Annotated in this window: 15 protein-coding genes and 1 pseudogene; 3 read left to right on the top strand and 13 right to left on the bottom strand. The window is 70.6% G+C overall.

Translation table 11 applies throughout. The features are described 5' to 3' along the window. Nucleotides 1-124 precede the first annotated feature (124 nt). Nucleotides 125-5,563: an RHS repeat-associated core domain-containing protein gene (locus tag I6J71_RS40980; protein WP_204091758.1), complete on the top strand. Its 5,439-nt coding sequence runs from the start codon at nt 125-127 to the stop codon at nt 5,561-5,563. Nucleotides 5,564-5,712: 149 nt separating this feature from the next. Beyond that, nucleotides 5,713-7,166: pseudogene (locus I6J71_RS40985) on the top strand (right-handed parallel beta-helix repeat-containing protein); the annotation flags it as partial. Between the two features lie 70 nt (nt 7,167-7,236). Here the strand turns inward: I6J71_RS40985 and I6J71_RS40990 are convergent. After that, nucleotides 7,237-7,560, bottom strand: coding sequence for an integrase core domain-containing protein (locus I6J71_RS40990; protein ID WP_204091759.1), 324 nt, complete (start codon nt 7,558-7,560; stop codon nt 7,237-7,239). A 10-nt stretch (nt 7,561-7,570) separates the two neighbouring features. Here I6J71_RS40990 and I6J71_RS40995 point away from each other — a divergent pair, with 10 nt between their 5' ends. Continuing rightward, a complete protein-coding gene (locus I6J71_RS40995) occupies nt 7,571-8,143 on the top strand; it encodes a hypothetical protein (RefSeq protein ID WP_204091760.1) in 573 nt (190 codons plus the stop codon). A 137-nt stretch (nt 8,144-8,280) separates the two neighbouring features. On the opposite strand, the gene I6J71_RS41000 is transcribed toward I6J71_RS40995, so the two are convergent. The 12 genes from I6J71_RS41000 to I6J71_RS41055 all read right to left on the bottom strand — a co-directional run bounded on the left by I6J71_RS41000 (nt 8,281) and on the right by I6J71_RS41055 (nt 26,025). Then, complete coding sequence (locus I6J71_RS41000) at nt 8,281-8,922, bottom strand: phosphatase PAP2 family protein (RefSeq protein WP_204091761.1); 642 nt, start codon at nt 8,920-8,922, stop codon at nt 8,281-8,283. 341 nt (nt 8,923-9,263) lie between these two features. Next, on the bottom strand, nt 9,264-10,451 hold the full coding sequence (locus tag I6J71_RS41005) for a glycosyltransferase family 4 protein (RefSeq protein WP_204091762.1): 1,188 nt from the start codon (nt 10,449-10,451) through the stop codon (nt 9,264-9,266). After that, the gene (locus tag I6J71_RS41010; protein WP_204091763.1) at nt 10,448-11,689 is read right to left on the bottom strand and encodes an O-antigen ligase family protein; all 1,242 of its coding nucleotides are present in this window, start codon (nt 11,687-11,689) and stop codon (nt 10,448-10,450) included. Before I6J71_RS41010 ends, I6J71_RS41005 begins: the two co-directional genes overlap by 4 nt. A 1-nt stretch (nt 11,690) precedes the next feature. Beyond that, on the bottom strand, nt 11,691-13,217 hold the full coding sequence (locus I6J71_RS41015) for a right-handed parallel beta-helix repeat-containing protein (protein WP_239154196.1): 1,527 nt from the start codon (nt 13,215-13,217) through the stop codon (nt 11,691-11,693). A gap of 18 nt (nt 13,218-13,235) precedes the next feature. Then, a complete protein-coding gene (locus I6J71_RS41020; protein ID WP_204091764.1) occupies nt 13,236-15,131 on the bottom strand; it encodes an alginate lyase family protein in 1,896 nt (631 codons plus the stop codon). Beyond that, nucleotides 15,131-17,311: a bi-domain-containing oxidoreductase gene (locus I6J71_RS41025; RefSeq protein WP_204091765.1), complete on the bottom strand. Its 2,181-nt coding sequence runs from the start codon at nt 17,309-17,311 to the stop codon at nt 15,131-15,133. The genes I6J71_RS41020 and I6J71_RS41025 overlap by 1 nt, the downstream gene beginning before the upstream one ends. A 7-nt stretch (nt 17,312-17,318) precedes the next feature. Then, nucleotides 17,319-19,244 carry an asparagine synthase (glutamine-hydrolyzing) gene (asnB, locus tag I6J71_RS41030; RefSeq protein WP_204091766.1) on the bottom strand — a complete coding sequence of 642 codons (1,926 nt, stop codon included), beginning with the start codon at nt 19,242-19,244 and terminating at the stop codon, nt 17,319-17,321. 15 nt (nt 19,245-19,259) lie between these two features. Then, nucleotides 19,260-21,080 carry a Wzz/FepE/Etk N-terminal domain-containing protein gene (locus I6J71_RS41035; protein WP_204091767.1) on the bottom strand — a complete coding sequence of 607 codons (1,821 nt, stop codon included), beginning with the start codon at nt 21,078-21,080 and terminating at the stop codon, nt 19,260-19,262. Then, a complete protein-coding gene (locus I6J71_RS41040) occupies nt 21,077-22,453 on the bottom strand; it encodes an exopolysaccharide biosynthesis protein (RefSeq protein WP_239154197.1) in 1,377 nt (458 codons plus the stop codon). Before I6J71_RS41040 ends, I6J71_RS41035 begins: the two co-directional genes overlap by 4 nt. Nucleotides 22,454-22,581: 128 nt before the next feature. Next, a complete protein-coding gene (locus I6J71_RS41045; RefSeq protein ID WP_204091768.1) occupies nt 22,582-23,769 on the bottom strand; it encodes a glycosyltransferase family 4 protein in 1,188 nt (395 codons plus the stop codon). Next, on the bottom strand, nt 23,759-25,075 hold the full coding sequence (locus I6J71_RS41050; protein WP_204091769.1) for a nucleotide sugar dehydrogenase: 1,317 nt from the start codon (nt 25,073-25,075) through the stop codon (nt 23,759-23,761). The genes I6J71_RS41045 and I6J71_RS41050 overlap by 11 nt, the downstream gene beginning before the upstream one ends. Nucleotides 25,076-25,320: 245 nt before the next feature. After that, nucleotides 25,321-26,025, bottom strand: a complete 705-nt coding sequence (locus I6J71_RS41055; RefSeq protein WP_204091770.1) for a glycoside hydrolase family 75 protein — start codon at nt 26,023-26,025, stop codon at nt 25,321-25,323. Nucleotides 26,026-26,271 lie beyond the last annotated feature (246 nt).

Genomic DNA, 26,271 nt, shown 5'->3' on the forward strand with positions numbered 1-26,271 from the left:
GGCGTCAGACTCGCGGCCCGGCCCTTCGCTTGTCACGCGGTTTTCACGACCGGCGACACGTGATCAACATCTCTCCGGCGAACACGGGGTGAACCGCCGGGGTCTCTGGCACCGTGTGGCATCCATGACCAACCCGTTGATCGCTCCGACCGAGGACTCGACGAAGTCCTACTCCGGGATCACGCTCCTCGAAGACGCCAACGACGTGAAAACGGCGATCGAGACCGGCGACTGGGCGTCGGTCGCGATGGGCGCGGTGGGCACCGCGCTCGACGCGCTGTCGATGGCGATGGACCCGTTCGGGGCGATCCTCGCGGCCGGAGTCGGGTGGTTGATGGAGCACGTCGGGCCCCTGAAGGAAGCGCTCAACGGGCTCACCGGCAACGCCGACCAGATCAAGGCGCAGTCGGAGACGTGGTCGAACATCGCCAAGGAACTCGAATCCATCGGGTCCGACCTGCAGGACATGGTCAACGCCGACCTGCAGTCGTGGTCCGGCGAGGCGGCCGACGCCTACCGCAAGCGCGCCCAGGACTTCACTCAGCTGCTCGGTAGCGCGCAGAAGGGCAGCGAGGGCGCGGCCAGCGGTGTGAAGACCGCGGGTGAGGTCGTGGCCGCCGTGCGCGCGCTGGTGCGCGACATCATCGCCGACCTCGTCGGGCACCTGGTCAGCTGGGCGTTGCAGGTGGTCGCGACAATCGGGATCGGGTTGAGCTGGGTCATCCCGCAGGTCGCCGAGGCCGTGGCGAAGACGGCTTCGAAGATCACGCAGATCACCACCAAGCTGATCAAGGCGATCAAGGCGCTGATCCCGCTGCTCAAGAAGACCGGGACGGTGCTGGAAGACACCGCCAAGGCACTGAAGAACATCAAGGGCGGCAAGGTCGACGCGGCGCCGACGCCCAAGAGCATCGGCCCTGTGCCCAAGGGGATGGACGTGCCACCGGCCAAGGGCGGCGGTGGCGGCACCACGCCGGCGTCGGACACCCCGCCCCCGCCACGCGACACGCCGCCGCCGGCCAAGACCGGCGACTCGACCGATACCCCGCCACCGCCGGCCAAGACCGGCGACTCGACCGATACCCCGCCACCGCGCGACACCACGGACACCCCGCTGCCGAAGTCCGACCCACCGCCGCTGAAGACGGACGACTCGACCACCGCGTCGTCGGCGAACACTCCCCCGCCGCCGCGCGACACCCCGCCGCCGGCGCCGAAGGACACGCCGCCGCCCAAGTTCGACGACACCACCACGGCCTCGAGCGCCGGTGACACCCCACCGCCGCCCAGGAGCGACCCGCCGCCGCCGAAGGCCGATCCGGCGCCGCCGAAGAGCGACCCGCCGCCGTTCGACCCGCCGGCGAGCGACCGCGGGCTCCCGGGAGGTGGCGCGGGCAAGGACGGAGGTGGCGCGGGCAAGGACAAGACGTCGGCGCAGAGCACCACGATCAAGGACGCCAACACCACTCCGCGCGCCAACGACACCCCCTCGGCCGACCGGCTCGCGTGCGGTGACCCGATCGACGTGTCGACCGGCCGCGTCATGCTCACGCAGGAAGACGTCCGGCTCGCGGCGGCGCTGCCGCTCGTGCTCACGCGCACGCACCTGTCGTCGTACCGGATCGGCCGGGGCTTCGGCTCGGCGTGGGCCTCGACGCTCGACCAGCGCGTGGAGGCCGACGCCGACGGCGTGCGCTTCGCGGCCGAAGACGGCACCTTCCTCGAGTACCCGGCCCCGGTCGTCGGCGCGGACGTGCTGCCGGTGACCGGCCCGGCGTGGCCGCTGACCCGTGGTGCCGACGGCTCGTACGTGCTCACTCAGCCGGACCTCGGCCGCGCGCTGCTGTTCTCCGGTGTCACCGGGCAGCTGGTGACGGTCAGCGATCCGGTGGGCCACCAGCACTTCCGCCTCGACTACGACGAGAACGGCGCGCTGACCGACGTCGTCCACTCCGCCGGCCACCACGTCGGCGTGACCACCGCCGGCGGCCGCGTCACGGAGCTGACGCTGCTCAGCGGTGGCACGCCGGTCGTGCTCGTGCGCTACGGCTACGACGAGCACGGCGGCCTCGCCGAGGTCTGCAACTCTTCGGACCTGGCGCTGCGCTTCGGCTACGACGCCGAGGGCCGGCTCGCGCGCTGGGAAGACCGCAACGGCATGTGGTACCGCTACGAGTACGACGAGCAGGGCCGCTGCGTGCGCGCCGAAGGCCGCGACGGCGCGCTGCGCTATTCGCTCGCCTACGAGCCGCGCCGCACCACGGCCGTCGACTCGCTGGGTGCCACGAGCGTCTTCGACCTCAACGACGCGTTCCAGGTCGTCGCGGTCACCGATCCGCTCGGCGCCACCACCCGGATGGAATGGGACGACCGCGACCGGCTGCTCGCACGCACCGACGCGCTGGGCGCCACCACCCGCTACGACTACGACGAGGCCGGCGACCTCGTAGCGGTCGAGAACCCCGACGGGACCCGCACCACCGCCGAGTACGACGAGGAGCACCGGCCGGTCCGGGTCGTCGAGGCCGACGGCGCGGTGTGGCTGCGCGAGTACACAGAGGACGGTGACATCGCGGCGCGGGTCGACCCGCTCGGCGCCCGCACGACGTTCGAGTACGCGCGGCCCGGACTGCTCTCCGCCGTGACCGGCCCGCTCGGCGAGGTGACCCGCTTCGAGTACGACGCGGCGGGCCTCCCGGTCGCGGTCACCGACCCGGTGGGCGCGACGGAGCGGACCGCGTTCGACCGCTTCGGCCGGCCCAGCGTTTCGACCGCCGCGCTCGGCGCGGTCACCCGCACCGCGTGGACCGTGGAAGGCGAACCGCTGAGCGTCACGCGGCCGGACGGCACGAGGCTGTCCTTCAGCCACGACGGCGAGGGAAACCTCCGCGAAACCCGCGACGGGACCGCCGTCACGCGCACCGCGTATGCCGGGTTCGACCGGCCCGTCGCGATCACCGCGGTCGACGGGTCGCGCGTGGAGCTGAGCTACGACACGGAAAACCGCGTCACGGCCGTGCGGAACGAGCAGGGCCTGCAGTGGCGCTACGAGTACGACGCCGCCGGCCGGCTCGCCGCGGACACCGACTACGACGGCCGCCGCCGCCACTTCCGCCACGACGCGGCGGGCCGGTTGATCGAGCAGGCGTCGGCGAGCGGCCGCGTCCTGCGGTTCACCTACGACGCCGCCGGCCGTATCACGCGGCTGGACGCGGACGGTGCCGTGGCGACGTACGAATACGACCGCGCCGGGCGGCTCGTCCGGGCCGTCAACGACGACGCCGACGTGCGCCGCACGTACGACGCTGTTGGCCGGCTGGTCGCGGAGACCGTGAACGGCCGCGTGCTCACGTCTGTATTCGACGCTTCTGGCCGGCGCACCGCGCGCACGACCCCGGGCGGCGCCCACGCCGAATGGCGCTACGACGCCGCGGGCCGGCCGGTCGCACTGCGCACCGCGGGCCGCGAGCTCACGTTCGTCCGCGACCTCGAAGGCCGCGAGGTCGAGCGGCGGCTGGGGACCGCGCAGCTGCGTCAGAGCTGGGACGCCCGCGACCGGCTCGTGACGCAGACACTGACCACCGCGGCGGGGCCGGTGCAGCAGCGCGCGCTGCACTACCGGCACGACGACGCCGTGACCGCGGTCGAGGACACCCTCGCCGGACCGCGGCAGCTGCGGCTGGACCCGGTCGGCCGTCCGCTGGCCGTCGAAGGTCCCGCCGCGCACGAGACCTACGGCTACGACGCCGCGGGCAACCTCGTCCAGCCCGGCAACCGCGTGTACGCCGGCAGCGTTCTGCAGCGCGACGACACCGCGGTGTACGAGTACGACCCCGACGGCAAGCTCGTGCTGCGGCGGACCGCCGACGGCGAATGGCGTTACGAATGGGACGGCCACGAACGGCTCGTCGCCGTGTACACGCCCGCGGGGCACCACTGGCGCTACCGCTACGACGCGCTCGGCCGGCGCGTCGCCAAGGAACTGCGCGACGCGACCGGCACCGTGCGCACCCGCACCGAGTTCACCTGGGACGGGCAGCAGCTGGCCGAGCAGGTCACCGACGGCGTGCGCGCGCTGGTCTGGCACAGCGAGCCCGGCAGCGGACGGGTGCTCACGCAGACCGAGCGCGTGCTGCACCAGGCGAGCGGCGCGTGGCGGGACCACGCCGTGCGCGGCATCGTCACCGACCTCGCGGGCGCCCCGACGGAGCTCGTCGACGCCGACCAGGGCCTCGTCTGGCACGGCCGCCTCACCACGTGGGGCGCGGCCACCGGCCCGATGCCGACACCCCTGCGGTTCGCCGGCCAGTACCACGACGACGAAACCGGGCTGCACCACAACTTCCACCGCTACTACGACCCGCGGACGGCGCGCTACCTCAGCCCCGACCCGTCGGGCCTTTCGCCGGCGGCGAACCCGTACGCGTACGTCGCGGACCCCGTCGGCTGGACGGACCCGCTGGGACTGGCGCCGTGCAAGCTGACCTACGACCAGGCGCACAGCACACCGAACGGGCCGTCGCTGGAGCTGCGCGGGCCGCGCACGTCGTTCAAGCCGGGCAAGACGCCGAACAAGATCGACGACAAGCAGACGTTCACCAGCATCGCGAACAACGCCGGCGTGCCGAACCCGCACAAGCAGCGGCTGTCCTTCAACGACGACGCCCAGACCATTCGGGAGAACCACGGCCTGGAGCTCGGGAACCAGCTGCACGACCAGGCGGTGAAGCAGAATCTGGTCCCCCAGGCATCCAAGAACTCGGAAGCCATCGAGGCGCTGGGCCGCAACGACCCCAACACCAAGGACTTCTGGGACATGCAGGATCGGCGTGACCAGCACACGGCGAACCAGTCGGTGGAGAACAACAAGCAGGACCACCGCGACTACGACCGCGACGAAGACGTGGACGCGCGCCTCCGGCCCGTGCTGGACAAGCCGGAAGCCACCCACTCGCTGCTGGACAAGTACGACGGCGTGGTCGTGGGCGGCGCGCACGACGGCAACCACCCGGGCCTGCAGATGATGCGCGACAACATGGGAGACCTCAAGAACAGCGGCGTCAACAAGGTCTACCTGGAGAGCCTGCGCGACGACGCGCACAACGCGCACGTGCAGGACTACCTGAACTCGCCTCCGGGCACCCCGATGCACCCGGACCTGCAGAAGTTCATCAACGCCAACCCGAACAACCGGCTGGTGGGCCAGGTCATCGAGTCGGCGAAGGCGCACGACGTCGACGTGATCGGCATCGGCGGCAACCCCGCCCGGCGCGACCAGCTCGGCGGCGCGGGGTTGTTCCAGCGCCACGCGATGTTCAATTCGTACGGGGCGGAGTCGGTCCAGCACCACCAGGCGGCCAACCCGGGCAAGTACGTGATGGAGATCGGTGAGCAGCACGCCAAGCCGCACACCTGGAACGGCGCGAACCCGGTCAACGTCGGCGGGGTCGACCTGCCGAAGACGTCCGCCGGCATCGGCGACATGCTCGGCGTGCCGCAGGTGAAGCTGAACAACGCCGGGGACGCCTTCACGCGGATCGACGGGTCGACGAACCTGGGCTGATCGCGGGTCCGTCCACTGCGGAAATGATCCACGAAGTGCGCAACTTCGGAGAAATGTGTTGTCCGGGAAGGGAAGTTCACCCGTCGGGGCGCCGGCCGAACCCCATCAGGGAAGTTACGCAGGCGTGGGCGACTCGTAGCGTTCGAACCATGGGTGGATCCGGGGCCGTCGTGGCTGTGTTCGTGCTGCTGGCGAGTGGCGTGAGCGAAACACCGGCCGCGGCGACGCCCGCGGGCGTGTGCGCCACGGTGGTGACGGAGTACGAGTCGCCGCCGGCGGGGGCCGTGGTGGTGGACCCGGCGCGCGACGGCGACCTGGCCGCGGCGACGCAGGCCGGCCCGGCCGGCACGACGTTCTGGCTCAAACCCGGCACGCACACGCTCGGCGCCGACGCGTTCGGCCAGGTCCAGCCCAAGGACGGCGACACCTACCTCGGCGCGCCCGGCGCCGTCCTGGACGGCCGGAACGTGAACCACGCCGCGTTCACCGGGCGGCGAAGGACGTGACGATCCGCGGCCTGACGATCCAGCACTTCGCCGCGCCACAGGACCAGGGCGTGGTGAACCACGACTCGGGCACCCACTGGGTCGTCGAGGACACGACGATCCGGGACAACCGCGGCGCGGCGCTCATGGCCGGTGACCGGCAGGAGGTGCGGCGCAGCTGCCTGGCCGGCAACGGGCAGTACGGCCTGAACGCCTACCGCGCCGGCGACGGCATCACCGGGCTCGTGCTGGCGGACAACGAGATCACGGGCAACAACACCGACGACTGGGAGACGAAATCGCCGGGCTGCGGGTGCAGCGGCGGGGTGAAGTTCTGGGCGGTGAACGGCGCCGACGTCACCGGCAACTGGGTCCACGGCAACCACGGCCCCGGCCTGTGGGCCGACACGAACGACAACGACTTCCTCGTGCAGGACAACGTCATCGAGGACAATGACGCCGAAGGCCTGTTCTACGAGATCAGCCACAACCTCACCGTCCGCGGCAACGTGTTCCGCCGCAACGGGATCGTCGCCGGCAAGAAGCGCGCCGCGGCCGGCGACGACTTCCCCGTCGCCACGATCTACGTCTCCGAATCCGGCGGCGAGCCACGGCTGAGCGCGCGCACGCACCAGATCGACATCGGCGGCAACACCTTCGAGGACAACTGGGGCGGCGTGACGCTGTGGGAGAACGCCGACCGCTTCTGCAACAGCCCGGCCAACACGTCGACGGGTTACTGCACACCGTTCGCGACGAAGGTCCAGTGCACCGCGCCCGGCATCACCCAGCGGCCGCTCTACGACGACTGCCGGTGGAAGACCCAGCACGTGACGGTGCACGACAACACGTTCACGTTCGACCCGGCCCACCTCGGCTGCACGCAGTACTGCGGGCGCACAGCCGTGTTGTCGAACTACGGCAGCTACCCCGACTGGTCCCCGTACCGGGGCGAAGCGGTCGAGCAGGCGGTGACCTTCGACCAGGACAACCACTTCACGGACAACACCTACTCGGGCCCGTGGACTTTCGTCGCCCACGACACCAGCCGGGTCCTCACGCCACAGCAGTGGCAGGCGGGGCCGTACCACCAGGACGCGGGCAGCACGTTCCAGGGATCGCCCGGCTCGTACCCGAGGCGCGGTTCGCGTTCGAGCCCGCGGTGCCTGTCGACGGAGTGCGCGCGCCCTAGATGTGCTGCTGTCGTTGGTGGTTGACAGGTTGGGCGTGGGGTTGGGTCTTCTGTAGCAGCCTCTCATACGGGGTCTGGCCGGCGAGGCCGCCGTGAGGGCGGTGGAAGTTGTAGTAGTCCTCCCATTCCTTGAGTTTGTCGTTGAAGGCACCGATGTCGCCGAGGACGACGCCGTCGAGCAGGCGGTAGAACTCTTCGGCGTCGATGCGGTGGGAGCGTTCCACTTTGCCGTTCAACCGTGGCGTGGCGGGCCGGAGGTAGGCATGGCCGATGCCCTGGTCCAGGAGGTGCCAGTGGAAAGCGGTCTGGAACTGGCGCACCGTTGTCGGTTTGGATCTTCTCGACCTGGAACGGCAGCCGGGACCGGACGTAGCCGAGGAACTGGATCGCGGTCTTCTGGTCCGAGCGCGGGTAGATCCGCAGGATGCGCAGGCGGGTGCAGTCATCGATCGCGGTGTGCTGGTGGAACTTCCGCCTGCGCTGGTCGGTGCTGGTGGTGATCGGCTCGACGAACTTGACGTCGATCTGCAGCTGGTGGCCCGGACGTTGTTTCTCGTAGCGCTTCCACCGCTTCTGGTGGCGCTGGTAGCGCTGCGAAGCGGGCAAGCGGTTCATGCCCAGGCGTTTGAGGATGCGGTAGATCGTCGAGGCAGCGACCTCGACGTCGTGGTAGCGACGCAGATACATCTCGATCTTCAGTTGGCCGAAGTGGTAGTGCTGCCGCGGATGGATAATCTTCTCGACCACCTCGGGGTGGGTGATGGTCGGGCAGTGCAACGCGGGGCGCTCGAGCGGTCCTCCAACCCATCCGAGCCCCAGTCCTCCCAAAGGCGGGTTTCCACCGGTCGAAGATGTTGCCGCGGATCCCGAAGTACCGGCACGTCGCCGCCACGTTCCCGCTGACCTCCTCGACGTGACGAAGAACGGCCAGACGCCGGTTCGCACGCCTGACCAGGTCCTTCTCACTCCACACTCGCTCAGCCATAGGCCTCCCAAGATCAGGAGCCCAAGACTGTCAACAACCTCAGTCAGTTTTAGACCTAGAGCCGGTCGGCCACGCGGTCCACGGCGTACGCCGTCGCGGGGATGATCGCGAGTGCCGCGCCGAAGCCGCCGATGGTGTCGGTCGGGTAGTGGGCGCCGAGACCGACTTCGGTCCAGGCCATCAGCGCACCGCACGCCACGGCGAGCGCGGCGGTGACCGTCAGCGCCGCGGCGCGGCCCAGGCGGTCGGCCAGCACGAACGCGCCGATGAGCGCCAGTGCGGTCGCGAACGCCGTGTGGCCGCTCGGGTAGGAGAGGAAGCCGCCGTGGATGGTGCGGCCGGTGAGGGGCTTGAGCAGCGACGTCACCGCGATCGTCAGCCCGCAGCCGACGAGGACGAGCAGGGCCGTGCGCACCCGTCGCGCCAGGAGCGCCGCCCCGACGAACAGCACGAGCACGATCGCCGACCCCATCGGCTCGCCCACGAAGTCCACCACCGTGGCGACGTACCACCACGGATCCGGCAGCAAGTCCGGTCCGGGCAGCAGCGGCGCGTCGAACGCACTCGCCGCGGTGTCCCCGGCGAAGCCCACACCCAGCACCACCACGACGACGAGCCCGGCCACCGCCGCCACCAACGACGGCGTGCGCACCACGGCGGGCAACGCCGCCGGCGCCGTGCGGACGGCGGTTCTCATTGCCCTGATCTCCGCCGCGCAGCGACCGGCGCCGGACCCGGCAGCGCGGGAGTAGCTGGCACGGAGCACGCCGGGCTGGAGCCCGCCTGCGCCGAAGCCGGCACCGAACCGGGCGCCACGGACGCGGAACCCGGCAAGGCCGAGCCGAGTGCCGCCGGCGCTGGGTTTTCCGGCGGAAAACCCGGCCGCGCGGAGGTCGTCAGCGTGAAGTTCTTCATCGAGCCGAACGCCCTCTCACCCGCGGAACCCAGCGAACCGTTAAATCCATTCGAATCCATCGCATCGATCGAGCCGGCCGCAGCCGGTGGGTCCATCGAATCCGAAGCGCCGTCACTTCGGTGTCAAGCCGAGCCGTGGGCGGCGATGGCGGCTTCGTAACCCTCGATGAGACGGCGGAACCCGACCTCCGGGGTGAAGTCGTCGTCGTAGCGGTGGCGGGCGGCCTCGCCCATCTTGCGGTTGCGGTCGCGGTCCGAGACGACGTCGCGCAAGGCGTCGGCCAGCGCCGCGGCGGAATCCGGCGCGTGCAAGACACCCGTGACGCCGTCGGAGATCAGTTCGGGAAAGGCGCCGTGCGCGGGCGCGACCGTCGGCACGCCCGCCGCCATCGCTTCCACCACCACGAGCCCGAAGGCTTCCAGCCAGGCCGACGGCGCGACCACCGCCGCCGCGGATGCGGTGAGCGCGCGGCACGAGTCCTTGTCCCGCAGGCCGACGTACGACACGTCCGACCGCGATGAAGCCCAGGCCGAAACCTCGTCCGACAGCGGCCCGGTCCCGGCGATCACCAGCGGCAGCCCGAGCGCACCGCCGAGGAGGTCCCACGCCGCCATCAGGAGCGGCACGCCTTTCTCCGGCGTCAGGCGGCCGAGGAACAGCACGTGCTCACCGTCGCCGGACCGCCGCACACCGGGGTCGGTCACGAAGTTGTGCTTCACGGTCATCCGGGCGACCGGCATGCCCGCGTCCACGAGCACCCGGCGCTGGGCGGCGGAGATGCAGAAGAATCGCGTGACGCCGCTGCGCCAGCGCGCGCGGTTGAGCAGGAGGTTCACCGCCATCGGCAGCGTCGCCACGGCCGATCCGCGGTAGCACCCGTGCCGCACCGCGGGGACAGGAGCGCCGCCGACGCAGTCGGTGCAGACCTTCCCGTCGCGGTACAGCGTGCCGGGCGGGCAGACCAGGCCGTAGTTGTGCAGCGTCGCCACCACGGGCACGCGCGCGTCGGCGCACGCCGCCAGCACCGACGGCGACAGCAGCGGGAACGTGTTGTGGACGTGCACCACGTCCGGCCGCTCCACCCGCAGCCGCGCCGCGAGGGCGGCACGGGCCGACCGGTTCCACGGCACCTGCAGCGGCACGGAAGCCTTGCCCGGCAAGGACATCGCCGCGATGTCGTCGCTGCGCCGCTCGAACAGCCCCACCTGCACGCCGCCCGCGGAAAGCAGCGCGACCTCCGCGTCGACCACGTTGTTCTCCCCGCTCGGCTGCTCCGAGCGGTACCGGTTGTGGACCACGAGCACCTTCATACGGGCTGCCCCTTCGGGATGAACTCGTCTTCGGTGTCCTTGACCGTGCCCTGCGCGAGCAGCGTCGCGGCCAGCGCCAGGTGCAGCAGGTACGGCGACGCGTCCCCGAGCCCGGCCTCGGTGTAGGAAGCTGAGATGCAGTAGGTGATCAGGAAGATCGCGCACGCGCGCGCCAGCGACGGCGGCCGCAGCACCGCCACGGCCACCAGCACCAGCAGGAACGCCGCGACGATGGCGATGCCCGTGAACCCCTGCTCGTGGTACACGGCGAGCCAGCTGTTGTCGATCGGCAGGCCGTCGTAGGACTTGTCCGTGAGCCCGACGCCGAAGATGTACTCGTTGATCGTGCGCGGCGCGGCCAGCAGCGCGTCCCACACCTTCGCGCGGCCGGTGAGGCTCGAGAAGTTCTCCTCGCTCTGCCCCCGCAGGAACCACGCTTGCAGCAGGCCGGCGAGCGCGACCGCGGCGAAGCCCGCCACCAGCACGAACGTGGTGAAAACCTTGCGCGCGCGGGCGTTCGTGGTCGCCAGCGACAGCAGCGCGACCACGAGCCCGGCGACGAGCCCGAGCGTGGCCGTGCGGGTGTGCGTGAGCAGCAGCAACCCCAGCGAAGGCACGATGATGACCAACGCGCTCGTCGCCGTCGTCCGCTTGCCGAGCCACAGCAGGGCCGCGAGCCCGCTGATCACGGCCGCGTACTGCCCGACCTGCGGTGGCGTCAGCGGCCAGACCGCGCCCGAAAGCCGGCCGCCGTAGACGTCCGGCATCGCCTTGCCCGGCGCGATCACCAACCCGATCGCCACCGACACCAGCACCCCGTAGAACATCCGGATGTGGTGGCGCACGAACGTGAACGAGCCGTTCCACCAGCGCGTGAGCAGCCACAGCGTCGCGATGAACACCGCGAAGCGGAAGCAGCGGAACAGCGAACCGAACCCGGCTTCCAGGTGCAGGCTCGCCACCACGCTCGTGACCAGCAGCAGGGTGAGCAGCAGCAGGTACGCGCTCGGGCGGAGCTTCAGCCGGGGGTTGAGCGCCAGCGCCATCACGAACGCCAGCATCAACGCGCCCATGGTCACGAGCTGGCTCACCGCGCGCGGCAGCGGGATCACGGTCTGCGCCCCGGTCGACCCGAGCGTGTTGAGGATCAGCAGCGCCCATGCCGCACCGACGAGCTTCGGCGTCCGTTCGGCGGTTTCGGCGGCCGTGGGCTGCCGGATGCTGCTCAGCAGAGCCATGTCAGCCGCCCCCGCCGCGCTGGTACGTGGTGCGCGCGTCCTGGTTGTACGGCGCGCCCTCCCACTCCCCGATGCCGAGGACGTGGCTCATGTCGGTGGCGATGAACGTCCACGGGCCCACGTACGCGTTGTCGTGCCAGGTGTTGCCCTGTTTGAAGGTGATCGCCTGCTGCACCACGTCGCCCTTGTACGGCGACCAGTCCGGGTACGTGCCGAAGTTCGACAGCAGCCCCATGCGCCCGCACGTCTCCTGGCAGTCGATCGCCGAGGGCTGCAGGATGAACCGGTTGTTGTGCACCTCCACGCGCTGGGTCTTCCACCGGCAGTCGTCCAGCAGCGGCTTCTTCGCGATCGCCGGCGCGGCGCACTTGCCGACATCCGGCACGAGCTTCGTGCAGACGCCGCTGGACGTGTTGGCCGGGCTGTTGCAGAAGCGGTCGGCGTTCTCCCACAGGGTGACGCCGTTCCAGTTGTTCTCGAAGACGTTGCCGTAGATCTCGAGCTTCGACGTGCGGGCCGTCACGCGCGGTTCGCCGCCCGACTCCGAAACGTAGATCGTGGCGACGGGGAACGTGTCGCCGCGGTCGGTGTAGGCGCGGCCGTCGGCGAGGTTGTTGCGCCGGATCGTGTTGTTGCGGATCACGGCGTTGTAGCTGGTCTCGTAGGTGATGGCCGAGCTGTCGTTGTTCTCGATGAGGTTGCCCTCGATGAGGAAGTCGTTGTTGTTCGTGTCGGCCCACAGCCCGGTGCCGCGGTTGTCGTGCACCCAGTTGCCGATCACGTCGGCGCCGTTGACGGCCCAGAACTTGATGCCGCCGGTGCAGCCGCAGCCGTCGATCTTGTGCTCCCAGTCACCGGTGTTGTTGCCGGTGATCTCGTTGCCGCGCACCACGAGCCCGGTGATGTCGTCGCCCTCGGCGAACGCGTTCATGCCGTACTGGCCGTTGCGGCGCAGGCAGCTGTCGAGCACCTGCTGCTTGGCGCCGGCCATGAGGCCGGCTCCGTCGTTGTCCTGGATGGTCGCGTGCAGGATCACCCAGCCGTCGCCGGAGTCGTGGTTGACCACGCCCTCGTCGCGCGGCGCGGTGAAGTTCTGCACGGTGAGGTTGGTGATCTTGACGTTCTTCGCGTGCCCCGTGAAGGCGTACTGGTTGAGCTTGCGCCCGTCGAGCACGGCGCCGGGCGCGCCGACGAAGACGTCGCCGTCCTTGGGCTCGACTTGGTCGAACCGGTCGTTGCCGAGGTGGTGGCTGCCCGGGGCGAGCCAGAACGTGGTGCGCGCCGCGGCGCCCCGCACCTTGGCCGCGAGGTCGTCGGCCGCCGCCACGGTCACCGCCCCGGCGGGCGCGGTGGCGGGTCCGGGCGGCACCTTGTCGCACACGGCCGCGATCGGCCCGGCCGGCGCCGCCGACGTCGCCGCGACCTGGCTCGACGCGACGTCGTTTTCGTCGGACGACCCGGTACACCCCGAGAGGACGAGCGGGCACAGCAAGCCCAGGAACAGCACCAGCCTGCTGGTCGAACGCACCGGGTCGGTCCTTTCGGGTCAGAAACGCAAGGTCGTGGTGAAAGCCGGCGCGGCGGGTCCCGAGCCGAGGAGGGTGGTCGCCGGTTCGCGGCGGCCGAAGCCCGCCGAGTACCAGCCGAGCGGCGGGTTCGTCTCGCCGCGGTGCGCGGTCCACGCCAGCTCGGCCGGGAGGTCCAGCGTCGCCGTGTGGCCGGGCCAGCTCAGCCGCGCCGTGCTGCCCTCGAGCGTCACCTCGACGAGCGGGCCGAGGTGGAACGCGAGTTTCGCCGGCAGCGAGAGGTCGCCCTCAACCTCGTCGACGATCGTCAGCGCCCGGTCGGCGAGCTCAACACAACGGCGGTGCACGGCCGGGGCGTAGCCGTCGTGCTCGGCGCGCCAGCGCACCGGGCCGACGGCGAGCGTGCGGGTGCGGGCGTGCCGCGTCCACAGGAACGGCCCGCCGGACGCCGACTGGTCGGTGCCGCCGAGCTGCAGCGTGTTGTGGCCGAGCGTCGAGCGGAAGTACGACCGCCACTCGGGTTCGCCGTGGTAGCAGTAGGTGCCCGGGTCGGCGAGGATGTTTACGCCGTCGTGGCGGACCTCCAGCGACAGCGCGTCGGCGTGCGCGTGCGCGGCGATGGCGAGGAACCCGTGCGGGCCGCCGTCGCAGCGGCACCAGATCTCCTCGGGTTCGCCGGCCGGCGTTCGCAGGATCGTCATGCCCGCGTCGAACAGGTCGTCGACCCGCCGAGGGGGCCGCGGGCCCGTGAGCTCTCCGACGCCGCCGAGCGAGGCGAACAGCACGGTGCGGACGTCGCCGCCCGCCACCTTCGGCCACCACTCCTGGCGGCCGAACAACGCGTCGCCCGTGGCGAGCAGCGACGCCCAGCGGCTCGTGCCGGTGCCGTCGACGATCAATCCGTAGCCGTCGTCGGCGTCGCCCTGGCGCGGCGGGCGCAGCTTCGAGTCCACAATGGACGCCAGTGCGTCGCACATCCGGCGCAGCACGAGCCAGGTCGACTCGGGCACGAGCGGGCCGGCCTCCAGCGCGGCCGCGAGGCCCAGCTCCAGCACGAGGCCGTGGTACTCGGTCGCGAGCTCGCGGTTGAGCCCGGACGCGAACGTGTTGGCCTGCAGCTGCGTGTCCAGCGACTTCAGCGCCGCGTCGCGCCAGGCGGGCGACTCGGGGAACCAGTCGAACGCGCACGCGGCCACGAGCTGCCCAGCGTCCTCGGCGATCACGTGGTTGTTGGCCGACGAGCCGCGGCTCGGGAACGCTGCGAGCCAACGCTGGTGGTGCCAGATCTGGTGCAGGGCCTCGGGGTTGTCCTCGAACAGGCCGGACGCGCCGGCCCAGCCGTCGAGGAGCCGGCGCAGCCACACCCACGACAGCAGCCGGATGCCGAGCTCGATCCCGCTCACCCAGTGCACGCCGCGCATGGGCGGGTTGGCCGCCCACCACGACTTCAGGTGGTCGGCCACGCGGTGGGCGAAGCGGTCCTCGCCGGTCAGCGCGTACGCGGCGGCCAGCACGGTGAGGTGCTGGTGGCGCGAGGGCTCCCAGATCTGCTTGATGTCGCCGACCGTGTCCTCGCTGCGGTAGGCGATGTCGAACGAATACGCGTCGGCGGGTGCGCGCCGGCCCATCTTCGGGTCGAACGCCCAGTCGGGCGCCACGAGGTCATCGCGCTCGACGCCGAAGTAATCGGCGTGGCCGTCCATGAGCCGTTCGGCCGTGGCCAGCAGCTCGGCGCGGGCTTCGGCCGACACGCCCTCGACGCTCGCCGTTCGGGCGAACGCACGGTGCGGCAGCCAGGTCGCCTTCTGCTTCGCGACGCCGCGCCACTGTTGCTTGCGCACCACGTCGGTCGCGCGGCCCGCGACCTCGGCCGGGCTCATGGCCGAGAGTCTTCGCAGGTACCAGGCGGGGTCCATCAGCCGAGCACCTCCTTCGGCTCCAGCCGCACCGGCGCGCCCGTTTCGAGGCTGCGGTTGACGGCGAGCGTGGCCAGCGTCGTGTTCACCAGCGACTCGACGGTGATCGGCATCGCGACACCGGTGGTCAGTGCGGTCACGAACGCCTCGACCTCGGCCTTCTGGCCCTTGTCACGGCCCTTCGGGATCCGCGAGCTGGCCCAGCGCTTCTTGCCGTACACGCTCGCGCGGGCGAAGTCGTCGAACTTCAGCACCTTGCCGTCGGCCAGCACCTCCAGCGTCTCCTTCTGGAACGACGTCGAGCCGCTGGTGACGTAGCTGATGGCCGCGGTCGAGCCGTCGGCGTAGCGCAGCAGCACCTGCAGGTCGTCGTTGCCCGGGGTTGCGGTGGCGTAGACGGAAACCGGGTCGCTGCCGAGGAACCAGCTCACCGTGTCGATGAAGTGCCCGCCCTCGCCGACGAAGCGCGTGCCCTCCGAGTCGGCCTTGGTGTACCAGCTGTTCGACTCCAGGCGGCCCGCGTTCACGAGGTAGCGCACCGACGCCGGGCCCAGGCGCGGCCCGAACTGGACCTTGGCTTCGTTGAGCAGCGGCGCGAACCGGCGGTTGAAGCCGACCTGCAGCCGGTTGTTGCCCGATTCCTCGATGGCCTCGACGATCCCGCGCAGCTCCTTCTCCGAAAGCGCCAGCGGCTTCTCCACGAACACGGCCTTTCCCGCGAGCAGCGCCCGGCGGGTGAGCTCGGCGTGGGAGCTGTGCCGCGTCACCACGAACACGGTGTCGACGGAGTCGTTCTCCAGCAACGCGTTCAGGTCGGTGTTGGCGCGAGCGAAGCCGAACTTGCGCTTGGCGTTGGCGCCCGAGAGCGCCGACGTGGTGACCACTTCGGACAGTGCCACGCGCTCCTGCTCCACCAGGTGCGGCAGCAGCATCGACGACGCGTAGTTGCCGGCCCCGACGAACCCGACGCGCAGGCGGCTGCGCGGGGTGGCCCGGGTACCCGTCGCCGCGGGCGGCGCCACCGCCGACACCACGGCCCGCGGCTCGGTCTCCGGGCCCTCGGGGTAGCGGAAGAGCACCGCGACGGCCTTGAGCTCGCCGTCCTGCAGCGATTTGTACGTCTCCACCGCGCTCGAGAAGTCGGCGACGTGCGTGATCAGCGGTTCGACGTCGAGCTTGTCGCGCGCGGCCAGGTCGAGGAAGCACTCGATGTTGCGGCGCTCGGTCCAGCGGACGTAGCCGATCGGGTAGTCGCGGCCCTCGAGCTCGTACTCGGGGTCGTAGCGCCCGGGCCCGTACGAGCGTGAGAACCGGACGTCCAGCTCCTTCTCGTAGTAGGCGTTCCAGGGCAGGTTGAGCGAGATCTTGCCGATGTCGACCACCCGGCCGCGGTCGCGAGCGAGCTTCGCGGCCAGCTCCACCGGGTCGTTCGAGGCGCCGCCCGCGGCCAGGTAGACCTGGTCCACGCCGTGGCCACCCGACAGCTCCGCGACGGCGTTGTCCACCACCCCCGACCCGGGGTGCGCGCACGCCAGCGCACCGAGCTGTTCGGCCAGCTCGCAGCGCGCCGGGTCGGGGTCCACGCCGACGACACGAACGCCCGCGGCGATCAGCAGCTGCACCACGAGCTGCCCGATCAGGCCCAGCCCGATCACCAGTGCGAGGTCACCGAGCTGCGGCTCGCCGCGGCGCACGCCCTGCATCGCGATCGACCCGACCGTGCCGAACGCCGCGAAGCGCGGGTCCAGCCCGGCGGGCACGCGCGCGTAGAGGTTCTTGGGCACCCAGTTCAGCTCGGAGTGCAGCGCGTGCTCGTTTCCGGCGCACGCCACGACGTCGCCCACCGCCACGTCGTCGATGCCGGCGCCGACCTCGACGACCACGCCGGCCAGCGAGTAGCCCAGCGGTGTGTAGGAGTCGAGCTTGCTCGTCACCTTGCGGTAGGTCGCCGCGAGCCCGTTGGTGGCGACGCTCTGCATGACCTTCGCGACCTGGTCCGGGCGTGAGCGCGCCTTGCCGATCATGGACATGCCGGCCTCGGACACCTTCATCATCTCGGTGCCGGTGGAGATCAGCGAGTACCCGGTGCGCACGAGCACGCCGCCCGGCTTGCAGGCCGGGACGGGCACGTCGAGGAGCGCCAGCTCCCCGCTCTTGTAGTTCTGCACTACCTGCTTCACAGCACTCCTAGCTGCCAGAGAGCGCGCCGGACCGGGCGCCGCGGTACCAGTACTCGAGGGTCAAGACGTGCCAGAGGTGCTTCGCCCGGTCCTGCTGACCGGCGGCGTCCTCGGCCACGAGCTTGCGCAGCGCGTCGCGCTGCAGGAAGCCGGATTCGACGAGGACACCTTCGTTGACGACTTCCTGGACCAGCGGCGCCAGGTCGCGGCTCATCCACGCCCGCAGCGGGGCGCTGAAGAGACCCTTGGGGCGGTAGACGATCTCCTTCGGCAGGATCGCCATCGCCGCTTCCTTGAGCGCCGCCTTGCCCTGGCGGCCGACGATCTTCTTGTTCCCCGGCACCCGGAACGCCGCCTTCACGACCTCGACGTCGACGAACGGCGTGCGCACCTCGGTGGAGGCGGCCATCGTCGAGCGGTCGGTGTAGGTGAGGTTGAGGCCGGGCAGGAACATCCGCGAATCGGCCAGGCACATGCGGTTGACGTAGTCGGACAGCACCTGGTCGTGGTAGGTGTCGGCGTGTTCGGTCAGCACGTCGTCGACGGCGCCGGCCAAGTCGGGGTTCACGAGGCCGAGCAGCTCGCCGCGGTCGTACATCGTGTAGCTGCGCCGGAACGCCGTCTCCTCCGGCAGCTCCGCGAACGACAGGAACCGCTTGGCGAAGCGCACCGTGCGGTAGCCGCGGCTCGCGGACGCGACGGGCAGCCGGTCGACGACCGTCGAGATCGGCTTGCGCACCACCCCGGGCACGCGCTGGTAGCGCAGCGCGAGCTGGTTCGCGTAGTGCTTGCGGTAGCCGGCGAACAGCTCGTCGGCGCCCATGCCGGACAGCAGCACCTTCACGCCGGCCTCGCGCGCGGCCGAGCAGATGAGGAACGAGTTGATGGCCGCGGGATCCCCGATGGGCTCGTCGAGGTGGTAGGTCATGCGCGGCAGCAGGTCGAGCACCTGCGGCGCGATCTCGATCTCGTGCAGGTCCACGCCGAACTGCCGGGCCACGATCCGGGCGTAGCGCAGGTCGTCCGGCATCGCCTCGAACTTGGCGTCCTCGGCGCGGAAACCGATGGTGTAAGCCGAAATCCCGGGCCGCTGCCGCGCGGCCAGTGCCGTCAGGTAGCTCGAGTCGAGACCGCCGGAGAGGAACGTGGCGACCGGGACGTCGGCGAGCAGGTGCTTGCTCGTCGAATCGGCGATGACCTCGTGCAGGTCGACGTCGCCCCGGTGCTCGCGGCTGTACTCCTCGCCTTCCTCGGCGACCCGGCGCAGCGACCAGTACGCGCCGCGCTCGACCGGGGCGCCGGGGCGGAAGCGGATCCACGTGCCGGGCTGCAGCTTCTCGACCTCGCGGTAGGCGCAGCGGCTGTCAGGCACCCAGTAGTAGAGCAGCGACGCGATCAGCGCGGCTTCGTCGACCTCCAGCGTGCCGCCGAGCTCGGTGGCCAGCGCCTTGAGCTCGGAGGAGAACGCGACTGCGCCCCCGCGCTGGACGAAGAACAGCGGTTTGATGCCCAGCTGGTCGCGCACCAGCACCAGCTCGCCGGTGCGTTCGTCGAAGATCCCGAACGCGAACATCCCGCGCAGCCGCGGCAGGCAGCCGACGCCCCACTCGCGCCACGCGCGCAGCAGCACCTCGGTGTCGGACGTGCCGCGGAAGCGCGCGCCCTTGCCCTCGAGTTCCGCCCGCAGCTCCGGCGCGTTGTAGAGCTCGCCGTTGTAAGTCAGCGCGAGCCCCTCGGCCACCATCGGCTGCGCACCCGTCTCCGACAGGTCGACGATCGACAGCCTGCGATGTCCGAAGTGGACCTCGCCGTCGCCGGCCTGGTGGTCGTAGCGGCCCGAACCGTCCGGCCCGCGGTGCGCGAGGCACTTCGTGAGCCGATCGGTGAGCGGGCCGCCGTCCGGCCAGTGGTAGGCACCTGCGATGCCGCACATGTGCGTTCGCCCTCTCTAGCTTTCCGGACCGGATTGGACGGGCGCGAAGTTCCTCGTCGGCAGTTCCGAATCGGCAGACTGGTCCGGGCGGCGCTGGTCCGGCTTGCGCGGCTCCGGCGTCGGGGTGCGGTCTTCGGGCTTGCGCGGCACCGGGCTCAGCCGGCGAGTCGGCGCCTCGTGGTGGTTGCGCTTCGGCTCGACCGCGTTGACCGGCCTGACCACGGAGCTCTCGATCGTCTTCTCGTTGTCCTGCTCGACCGGCCAGTCGATGGGCTTCTCGGGCTCCTGCGCCACGAACTTCTGCGGCCGCTCGGGGACCTTGTCGTTCGTCGCGCCGGCCGGCTTCTCGTCGGCGATCCGGGCGGCCGGCTGGAGGGCGGGCTGGGCCGCGGGCTGGGCCGCCTGCTTCGCCGCGACCACACTCGCCCGGCCGCGCAACGCGGTGTGCAGGCCGTCCCACAGCGTGCCGTCGGTGTGGTCCTTGGGGTCCGGGTCCACGAGCACCACGCCGAGCACCGGGATGCCGCAGTCGGCGAGCTGGCGCGCGACCGTGTGCAGCCACAGCGTGTTCGCGTAGCCCGAGCGCACGACCAGCACCGTTTCCCGGCCGAGGTACGCCAGGTCCGTCCACGCCGTGCCGGGCGCGACCGTGCCGACGCCGATCAGGTGCGTCGCGCGTTTCGCCGCCGGGTCGCCGGCCTCGACGACCGTCACGTCGCCCATCGCCGGCTGCTTCGCCGCGTCGCGGTGCGGCAGGTCGTCGACGACGACCACGGGACCGTCCTCGGCCAGCTCCTTCGCGATGTCCAGGGCGAGCCCCGCGGCCACCCCCGGCGCGCCGAGTTCCAGCAGCGACAACGGACCACGTTCGGAGCGGGCCGCACGCACCAGCGTCACGGCCACGCGCTTGCGGTCGATCACCGGCCGCGACCGAGCCCACAGCCGGGCTGGGCCACGCGGCTTCGACCGCAGCTGTGCGATCACCGACGCACCGAGGTGCGCTGAGAGCTCCCGCCGCAGCACCGGCCGGTCGCGCACGAGCGCCGTCACCATGGCCAGGCCGAGCCCGAGGGCGAGTCCCAGCGCCAGGCCGATCGCGCCGTTGGTGGCGACGGTCTTGAGGAACGACACCTTCACGATGGCCGGCGCGTCGACGATCTGCGTGCCCGCGGCCACCTGCGGTGTGCCGATGCCCGCCTGCTGAGCCTGGTTCTGCAGATCCGCAATCTTCGACACGAGGTCGGCGCGCTGCGAGTAGAGCTGCTCCAGCGTGCCGGCGTTGGCCCGGCTGCCCTTGTCCGCCTCCGCCGCAGCCTGGGAATCGACCTGCGTGAGCTGTTGCTGCGCCTGCGTGCGCTGGTCGAGCAGCGCCTTCGCCTGCGCGGTCGCGGCGGCCTGGTTGCGCTGCACGTGGTCGGCGATGAAGACGTCGGCGAGCGCCTGCGCCTTGGCCAGCGCGTCGGTCTGCGACTTCGCCTTCACCGTCACCTGCATGACGTTGTTGGTGAGGCCGAGCCCGGCGTAGTCCTTCAGGAAGTCTTCGGTCGACTCGGTGCTGCCGGCCTTCTTCAGCGCAGCCGAAGCGATCTTCGCGGTTTGCAGCACGGCGACGTCGGTGCGCATCAGCGTGCCGCTGTCGGTCGGTGAGTCGTCCGGGTGGATCACGATGACCTTCGTGACGGCGGTCGGCGGAGCCGGGAGCAGCACGGCCACCGCGCCGCCGACGACGAGTCCCAGCAGCGCGAAGGCGAGCCACAGCCGGCGGTGCCGGCGCACGGCGACCACGAGCCGCTGCAGGTCGATCAGCGGCGGTGAGGAAAACCTGTCTGTGGTCACGGCGAACCTGCCATCACGTCACGGTCCACCGGGACCTGGGGTGGACCCGCCGCGGCGGGTTCTCTGCGCGGTTTTCCGGTGACGCGAACCTGGCGGGTCAGCACCGCGCCCAGCACTTCGTGTCCGGCGTCGGCGCAAGCCTCCGCGACCGCCACGAGCTCCCACGCGCTGCGGGTGCCGAGCGAGAGGACCACGAGCACGCCGTCGGTGCCGTCGGGCACGGTCGGCTGCACCCCCGCGGCCACCACGATCTCGGTGACGGTGAGCTGCACCCGCACGCGCTCGGCTCGGGCGACCTTCGCGAACTGCTCGGCGGCCTGCTTCGCGGCCCCGTCACCGGCGGCGACGAGCACGAGCAGCCGCAGCACGCCGTCGCGGTCGGCGCCGAGGCGCGCGAACACACGGCGGTAGCGCACCTCGCGGCTCGCGTCGTCGGCAGACACCGGCACCTCCGGCAGGTTCCACGGCTTGTCGCTGCCGGTGATCCGGCGCAGCACACCGCGGACCCCGGCGGCCGGCTCGGGCTCGCCGGACTCCGGCACGTCGACGCTCGCCAGCACGGGTGCGCCGAGCGCGGAACCGATCTCCGTCTCGCTGCGCAGCCGCCGGTCGGTGCGCGAACCGAACAGGTAGCCGAGGACCCCGATGAGGAAGAACAGGATCGCGCCACCCCCGGCGAGCTGCGTCAGGGTCGGTGCCGCGGGCGACGTCGGCTTCTCCGACGGCCCCATCACGACCATGTTCCCTGCGCCCGTGGCCGCGTCGGCGGCGTTGAGGTTGTTCATGGCCTGCTCGAGCGAGGTCCGGAGCCCCTGCAGCTCGGTGCGGACCTGCACGCCCTCGACCGTCTGCCCGTCCTGCACCGAACGGGACAGGTCGAGGATGCGCTGGTTGGTCTGCGCCACCTGCTGGCGCAGCGCCTCCCGCTGCTCCTGGGCCAGCTGCGCCGACGTGTCGGCCGAGTTGGCGAGCAGCTGCGTGGAGTACTTCACGAACTCGTTCGCGACTTGGTCGGCGAGCTGCTGCGCGTGCTGCGGGCTGTCGCCGTCGGCGGTGATCGCGACGACGTTGCCCTGCGCCACCGAGGCGCTCACCTTCTTCTGCAGGTCCGTGCCGGTTTCGCGCAGCCCCAGTGCCGCGCCGGCGCGGTCGAGCACCACGGAGCTGGTGGCCACCTGGGCCTGGGTGAGCAGTTCGTCGGCCTGGCGCGGGCCCTGCAGCAGCACGCTGGCAGTGGTCTCGTAGCCGGGCGAGAGCACCAGCGATGCCCCCGCGCCCACCCCCGCCCCCACGACGACCAGGATCAGCAGCGCTCGCCAGCGCCTCCGCAGGACCTGCCCCACCGTGGAGAGTCGTACCGTGTCGTCACTCAAGATCGGGGTCCCCCTCCCGCATCGGGCAGTTGAAGTGGCGTACCGGTCACTGACCCCGTCGTCGTGCTCGACGCGTTGGTTACACCGAACGCAGGAAGCTTGTTCAAACCGCGATCAACCGTCCGGAGTCAGTGGATCGCGCGAACGTACGCGGCGAGCAGCGCCTGCTGTGAGTTCTCCCAGGCCAGCGGGCCGCTGACGCGCGCCTTCCCCAGCGCCCCCATGCGGGCGCGCTGCTCCGGGTCGTCGAGCAGCACGGCCACGAGCTTGGCGAACTCGGTGACGTCGTTGGCCGGCGCGTAGAGCGCCGCGTCGCCCGCGGAAACCCGGGCTTCGCGCAGTTCGAACGACACCATCGGTTTGCCCATGGCCATGTACTCCATGACCTTGTTCATCGTCGACACGTCGTTGAGCGGGTTGAGCGGGTCCGGCGACAGGCACACGTCGGCCGCGGACAGGTAGCGCAACAGGTCGGCGTCCGACACGCGGCCGGTGAACTCGACCTGGTCGGCCAGGCCCAATTCCTTCGACAGGGCGACCACGTCGTCGAACGTGTCGCCCGCGCCGACGAACACCGCGTGCCAGTCGGTGCAGCCGATCTCGTCGCGCAGAGAAGCCAGCGCACGCAGCGCGTAGTCCACGCCGTCCTGCGGCCCCATCACGCCGAGGTAGCAGAGCAGGTGCGGTTTGCCGCGCTTGAGCTCGGGTTCCACGGGCACCTCGTGGAACCGCTCGACCACGGGCGCGCTGCGGACCACGAACACGTCCTCGGGGCGCTTGCCGCCGCGGATGAGGGCGACCTGGCGGTAGCTCTCGTTGGTGGCGATCACGACGTCGGCCGCGCGGTAGGTCGAGCGCTCCAGCGCGCAGACGCCGCGGTAGAGCAGGTCCTGGCCGCGGTCGAAGCGCGAGAGGTACAGCTCCGGCACGAGGTCGTGCTGGTCGAAGATGAACTTCGCGCCCTGGCGCTTGAGCATGCGCGCGACGAGGAATAGCAGGTCCGGCGGGTTGCAGGCGTGCACCACGTCGACGCGGCCGACCTTGCGGGCGAGCCGGAACGTGTGCCACAGCGCCGAGCCGTACTCCTGCAGGTACCCCGCGGGCCCACCGGTCGCCGCCTTCAGCGGGTAACGGTGGATGTGCACCTCGTCGACCACGGCCTCGGGTTCGGTGTCGCGTTTCGTGCCCCGCGGGCAGATCACGTGCACCTCCCAGCCGGCGTCGCGCAGCGTCTGGCACTCCTGCCACACGCGGCGGTCGAACGGCACCGAGAGGTTCTCGACGAGGATCAGCGCTTTCTTCTTGTCACCAGGCAAGACCGACGTATCCCTCTTCGGCCCGGCGCGCCTCGGCGTCGGGGAGGCGGACGAGGTCGACGAGCGTCTGCTCGCCGCCGTGGGGCAGGGCCGCGAGCACGGCCGGGTCGGCGGTGCCGACGAGGCACACGTCGGCGTGCGCCAGCACCTCCTCGACCGACCCCGCGAGCAGCTGGCCCAGGTGCGGCAGCCGGCTCTCGATGTACTCGCGGTTGGCACCCATCAGGCGCGACAGGCTCACGTTCGCGTCGTAGATCTTGAGGTCGTAACCCTTGCCCAGCAGCCGTTCGGCGAGTTCCACGAGCGGGCTCTCGCGCAGGTCGTCGGTGCCCGGCTTGAACGACAGGCCGAACAGGCCGACCTTGCGCTTGCCGGTGCGCGCGACGAGGTCGAACGCGCGCTGCAGGTGGTCGGAGTTCGACGGCAGCACGTGCGCGAGGATCGGCACCGACACGTCGGCGCGGCGCGCGGCGTAGACCAGCCCGCGCAGGTCCTTCGGCAGGCACGAACCGCCGAACGCGAAGCCCGGGCGCAGGTACGCGGGGCTGACGTTGAGCTTGCGGTCGGCGAGGAAGACGTCCATCACCTTGTGCGAGTCGAGCCCCAGCGCGCGGCAGATGGCGCCGAGCTCGTTGGCGAAGCCGATCTTCAAGCCGTGGAAGGCGTTGTCGGCGTACTTGGTCATCTCCGCGACCGGGATCGGCACGCGGAAGACGTTGCCGGGCAGCCCCTCGTACAGCGCCGCGACGATGTCGCCACTGGCCGGGTCGAGCTCGCCGATGACGGTCTTCGGCGGGTCGTAGAAGTCACGCACGCTCGTGCCCTCGCGCAGGAACTCGGGGTTCACCGCCACCCCGAAGTCGACGCCCGCCGTGCGGCCGCCGGCCTTCTCCAGGATCGGCACGAGCAGATCGAGGCACGTGCCCGGCAGCATCGTGCTGCGGAACACCACCGTGTGCCGGGTTCCTTTGTGCGCCAAGACTTCGCCGATTTGTTCGGCGACGCGCTCGAGGTACTCGGTGGACAGGCTGCCGTTGGGCGCCGAAGGCGTGCCCACGCACACCAGCGACACGTCCGTCGCCGCCACCGCCTCGGCCACATCGGTCGTCGCGCGCAGCGCCCCGGACGCCACCACCTCGGCCGTCAGCTCACCGATGCGCTCCTCGACCACCGGCGCGTTGCCGCGCGTCACCAGGTCGACCTTCACGGGGTTCACGTCGACCCCGACGACCTCGTGCCCGCGCCCCGCCAGGCAGGCCGCGGACACGCACCCCACGTACCCCAGCCCGAAGACACTGATCCTCACGCTTGAACCTCCGCCCGCATTCGCTGACCGGTTGGTCGGCGCGCGGCGGCCGTTCGTTACCCGTTCAGACCATTCGGTGAATGGCAACCGGATTCGCGTATCGATTTCGCGCTTTTTCGGCTTCTTGTCGGTCCGGCGACAGCTCTTTCCGTTGCGGTAGCGGCGTTTCGGGCAAGAATCGACGAAGCGCCGGGGAAGCGTGCGAATACTTCCCCGGCGGTTCGGATGGGTCGATCAGGCTGATTTCAGTTGTTGCTCACGAACCGGCTCGCGAGGTCCTCCCCCGTACTGGTGGCCGAGCCGTGGTTCTCGATCGGCGAAACCTTGGAGTTCTTGAAGCAGAGGTAGGTCACGCCGGAGTCCGCACCGCCGTTCGAGGGGTCCGGGTTGATGCCGAGGTCCTTGGCCGTCGCGTACGACGCTTCGCCGATGATCCCCGTCGGCCCGGTATCCCCGATCACGGTGTACTCGATTTTCCCGTTGTAGATCACCGCGCAGCTCCCACCGCCCTTGAGCCCGGACGACCCGTAGTTCCACGCGCTGCTCGAACTCGGCACCACGATGTACGGCAACGCCGCGGCGTTCAGCGGCCGCCCGTCACTCTGGTGGAACGCCGTGTCGTCCTGGAAGCAGCAGTCGGTGTCCTCGTTGCACTGCGACGTCCGCTGCCCGTCGCAGTCGATGTCCATGTCGGCCTTCCAGAACACCGCCCCGTTCGCGTCGCACACTGCGACGGTCTTCGAGCCGGCGTCCTCGTCGGTCTTGTACTTGCCGTTCGAGATCTGCTTGCAGCTGGTCATCTTCGCCAGCAGCTGCGCCGCGGACGGCCCGGCCGCCGGTTGCGCCTGAACCGCGGTCCGTGCCGGGTTCTCGGCTGACGCTGCTGCTGCCGCTGCCGGCAAGACCGTAGCGGCGATCGCCATGGTCGCGAACAGGAGCAGCTTCCTCATAGAGGCTCCCTGTTAGTTAGGAAAGTTTCCTTACAGTTGCGGCGTAGCGCACAGGATGCACCTCGATGCGGTGCGTGACAACTTTCTCGAGTCAGTGGTTTTCCCACCGGGTAGGGAAGGTCACGAATCTGCAGGTGGTCTGGGGAACTGGTTACGGAAGGGGGGAATTGGGGTCCCGAACAGCGGCACGTCGTGGAGGTTCTGGCGGTGCGTGTTGCGTTGCGCCGAGGTGCTGATGCGGTCCTG

The sequence above is a fragment of the Amycolatopsis sp. FDAARGOS 1241 genome (genome assembly GCF_016889705.1).
In the GTDB taxonomy this organism is placed as follows: Bacteria; Actinomycetota; Actinomycetes; order Mycobacteriales; family Pseudonocardiaceae; genus Amycolatopsis.

Coding starts and splice junctions, on each gene's coding strand:
- I6J71_RS40980 (WP_204091758.1), top strand. CDS start 125: ATGACCAACCCGTTGATCGCTCCGACCGAGGACTCGACGAAGTCCTAC.
- I6J71_RS41000 (WP_204091761.1), bottom strand. CDS start 8,922: ATGAGAACCGCCGTCCGCACGGCGCCGGCGGCGTTGCCCGCCGTGGTG.
- I6J71_RS41005 (WP_204091762.1), bottom strand. CDS start 10,451: ATGAAGGTGCTCGTGGTCCACAACCGGTACCGCTCGGAGCAGCCGAGC.
- I6J71_RS41010 (WP_204091763.1), bottom strand. CDS start 11,689: ATGGCTCTGCTGAGCAGCATCCGGCAGCCCACGGCCGCCGAAACCGCC.
- I6J71_RS41020 (WP_204091764.1), bottom strand. CDS start 15,131: ATGGACCCCGCCTGGTACCTGCGAAGACTCTCGGCCATGAGCCCGGCC.
- asnB (WP_204091766.1), bottom strand. CDS start 19,244: ATGTGCGGCATCGCAGGTGCCTACCACTGGCCGGACGGCGGCCCGCTC.
- I6J71_RS41055 (WP_204091770.1), bottom strand. CDS start 26,025: ATGAGGAAGCTGCTCCTGTTCGCGACCATGGCGATCGCCGCTACGGTC.